3 protein-coding genes are annotated in these 3,861 nt (G+C 51.5%); 1 reads left to right on the top strand and 2 read right to left on the bottom strand.

The window, feature by feature from the left end; translation table 11 throughout:
* The coding region (locus RMO35_RS04740; RefSeq protein WP_309738924.1) for a Clp protease N-terminal domain-containing protein at positions 1-1,712 on the bottom strand (1,712 nt) is incomplete at its 3' end.
* 370 nt (positions 1,713-2,082) lie between these two features.
* Positions 2,083-2,301, bottom strand: coding sequence for a hypothetical protein (locus RMO35_RS04735; protein ID WP_309738923.1), 219 nt, complete (start codon positions 2,299-2,301; stop codon positions 2,083-2,085).
* 39 nt (positions 2,302-2,340) lie between these two features.
* Between RMO35_RS04735 and RMO35_RS04730 the strand changes: the two genes are divergently transcribed.
* Positions 2,341-3,381 (top strand): glucokinase, encoded by a 1,041-nt coding sequence (locus RMO35_RS04730; RefSeq protein WP_309738922.1) that lies wholly within the window; start codon positions 2,341-2,343, stop codon positions 3,379-3,381.
* Positions 3,382-3,861 lie beyond the last annotated feature (480 nt).

Genomic DNA, 3,861 nt, shown 5'->3' with positions numbered 1-3,861 from the left:
AGTAGTTTTTGGCGCTCGGAGGTGAGCAGACGGTTGACGGGAATCCCCGTCCATTTGGCGACGATTTCAGCAATATCGCTGTCGGAAACTTGTTCGCGCAGCAGGGTAGAGCCTTGAACTTGCACGGCGGCGAGTTCGGTTTCTTTAACGTCGCGCTCTTGTTGGAGTTTTTCGAGGTTGCCATATTTGAGTTGGGCAGCGGTATTGAGGTCGTAAGCGCGTTCGGCTTGCTCGATTTGGACGCGAATTTGGTCTTCTTGCTCTTTAAGGCTTTTAATCCCATCGAGGAGTTGCTTTTCGCCTTGCCATTGGTTGTTGAGTTCGCCTTGTTTGACTTTGAGCGTATCGATCTCCTCGTCGATTTTTTCCAGCCGTCCTTGGGTGGGATGATAGCCATTACTGAGGATGTTTTCACCTTGGAGGGAGAGTTTCTCCATTTCGAGCTGCATGACGCGCCGATCGATCGCTTCGAGTTCGGCAGGTTTGGAGGTGATCTCCATTTTGAGCTTAGCAGCGGCTTCATCGACGAGATCGATCGCTTTATCTGGCAAAAACCGATCGGCGATATACCGACTGGAGAGGGTAGCCGCAGCAACTAGAGCCGAATCGCTAATCTTCACCCCGTGATGGACTTCATAGCGCTCTTTCAACCCCCGCAGGATCGAGATCGTATCTTCGACGCTGGGTTCGTTGACTTGAACGGGCTGAAAGCGGCGTTCTAATGCGGGATCTTTCTCGATATATTTCCGATATTCATCGATCGTGGTGGCACCGATACAGCGCAATTCGCCCCGTGCTAGCATCGGTTTGAGCAGATTGCCCGCATCCATTGCCCCCTGATTGCCACCCGCACCGACGACGGTATGCAGTTCGTCGATAAATAGGACGATTTGCCCTGCCGATTCGGTTACTTCTTTGAGTACCGATCGCAAGCGTTCTTCAAATTCACCTCGGAGTTTAGCACCTGCGATCAGGCTGCCCATATCGAGGGAAATTAAGGTGCGATCCTTGAGGGATTCGGGCACGTCGCCATTGACGATCCGTTGCGCCAATCCTTCGGCGATGGCGGTTTTGCCGACACCAGGTTCGCCAATCAGGACGGGGTTATTTTTTTGGCGGCGGGACAGCACTTGGACGACTCGTTTGATCTCTTCGTCTCTACCAATCACGGGATCCATTTGCCCAGCTCTGGCTGCTTCGGTGAGATCTTTGCCATATTTAGGCAAGGCACTCGCACTAGCTTCCGGCTGTTGAGGAGCAGTTTTAGGCGTTGTCGTTCGCAACTGCTTGATGGCAGATTCTAATTGAGCGCGATCGAAATCAAAGGCTTTGAGTAATCGCCGCCCGACTCGATCGTCGTCCATCAGGGCTAATATCAAATGATCTACTCCAATTACCCGCTCTTGCCAGCTTTCCCGAGCCGCTTCAGCTCGATCGAGCAATACATCCAGACTTCTACCTAGATATAAGTCCACCACCCGATCCAATCGCGGCTGACGTGCGGTAAATTCTTGAAGTTGGCGGGTAAATTTATCCACATCGACACCCACCCGCGCGAGAATTTTTGGCGCTAGATCCTGTTGTTCCAACAGCGCCATCGTGACATGTTCGACTTCTAACTGCTGGTTGAACGATCTCCGCGCAACGTCCTGCGATTTGATGATTGCATCCCAGGCTTGGTCGGTAAATTTGGTAGGATCTGTAGGCTGCATGTCTAGGGGATGGCGATTATTGGCGATCGTGTTTGTTCAGTATATCAAGGAAGTTCGATTCGTTGGCATGGCTACTCTAAATCAGCCGCGCTAGTGAGATCTTATGGCGCTGTGGTGGAGCGATCTTCCCACAATTGGGGCGCAGTTCTATAGCCCCAGCGGTTGGAGACCGCTGCTTATGATGCAAAGTCCACCTGTCTTGACGCGCTGCTTGGTGCGCGACACCTGGAGGTTCCCTCCCGTTTGTGTGCTGAACTCGACGCGCTCATCACGGAGGTTCCCTCCAGGTCGAGCGCGTCAAGACAAGACAACGACAAGACAGCGAATCAAGATACAATCGTAGGCATCTCGCGGTAGCAACGTAGGTTAACTAGTGTGACAAGTATTTCAACCGGGCGATCGATCGCGAAGATAAAGATTTGGATCGCAGTAGCCAATGACCGCTGGCGATCGCCGCGCCACCTATACTAATATATTTACAGATCGCACCCTTGCCTTCAAGGTAGCGACTCAATTTTCCCACGGTGTTCGTCGCGCTGATTCGAGCTTCACTACTGGCGATCCGACTGAGATCTTCTAGATCGAACACCTCTCTATTGTATCGCTGTACCGCTCGGGTGAAAAAGACATGAATTATCTACTATCAGGCGATGTCGGCGGTACCAAAACCCTCCTGCGACTAGCTCACCCCGGATCGCCCCAGCTTGCGTGCTTTCAACAGTCATATCCCAGCCAAGAATATCCGGATCTCGTGGCGATCGTCCAGAAATTTTTGGCAGCAGCCCCAACCCAGCTCGGCACCCAAATCGAGATCGATGCTGCCTGTCTGGCCATTGCTGGAGCCGTAATCGATGGCTCATCTTACTTACCAAATCTCGACTGGCATCTCAACGCCGCTAAATTGGCGCAAGCACTCCAGATCCCCAACCTGACGCTCATCAATGACTTTACCGCGATCGGCTATGGGATTACCCAGTTGCAGCCAGCCGACCTCCACACGCTCCAAACCGGACAACCGCGCGATCGTGCCCCGATCGCGATTATTGGGGCGGGTACGGGGCTGGGGCAAGGATTCCTGATTCATAATGGCACCGACTATCAAGTTATTGCCACCGAAGGCGGACATACGGACTTTGCCGCCCGATCGATCCAGGAATTCGAGCTATACCAATATATCTGTCGTCGCAAGCAGATCGATCGAGTCTCCAACGAGCGGGTACTATCTGGGGCTGGAATTATCACGATTTATCAATTTTTGCGCGATACTGGTGACTTATCCGAAAATACCGATATCGCTAATGTAGTCCAGCGCTGGGAGTCTCAACCCGAGACAGCAGCCGATCCTGCGGGTATCATCTCCGCACAGGCGATCGCCAAAACCGACCCCCTCGCCCAAGCTACCATGCAGATGTTTGGCTCCATATATGGAGCTGAATCGGGAAATCTCGCCCTCAAAACCCTGCCCTACGGTGGATTATTTATTGCGGGTGGGATCGCTGCCAAAAATTTACCTCTAATTACCGATGGCACTTTTATGGCAGCATTCAATCATAAAGGTAGGATTAGCGATTTGTTAACCAATATCCCCGTCCAGATCGTCCTCGAACCGCAAGTCGGTCTCCTCGGCGCTGCGGCACAGGCTGAGTGTCTCGCCCGTGCCGAGCGCTAACACATCTAGGCTGCCGCACCGCCGCGTTAAGCCGATCGTGCCGCAGTGTCAGCTCCTGCTAAATTAGTAATAATAGCGCCATCAAAGTGGTGGCGATCGGGTCGGTCATCCGCCATGATGACTATTAGTAGCGATATTAGTCTGAGATATATTCGTACCTAATACAACAGTTTTCTGCTGAGAATCCTGTCAGACTCTGAAATCAACAGCTAGACACCGACACCTAGTTAAAGCGATTTTTTGGGATGCGCTTGACTCCAGCCCAAATCGCTCAACTGCCAGGATCGCCATCAACCCCAGTACGGCAACGCTTTCGATCGGTATATTAGCGAAGTGCGAGGAAACTGTGCAAACCATTAAGATTGTCAATGAGAAGAACATTAAAAAATAATAAAGGTTATACTAAAATATTAAGTGGTGCTAAAAAAGGAGAGCTATGTTTCTTAGACTAGCAAATCAACATCAAGAATTCGTCAAAGA

The sequence above is a fragment of the Chamaesiphon sp. OTE_20_metabat_361 genome, from assembly GCF_031364565.1.
Note: the sequence above shows the minus strand (reverse complement) of the source record. Positions and strands in the feature narration are given on the sequence as shown.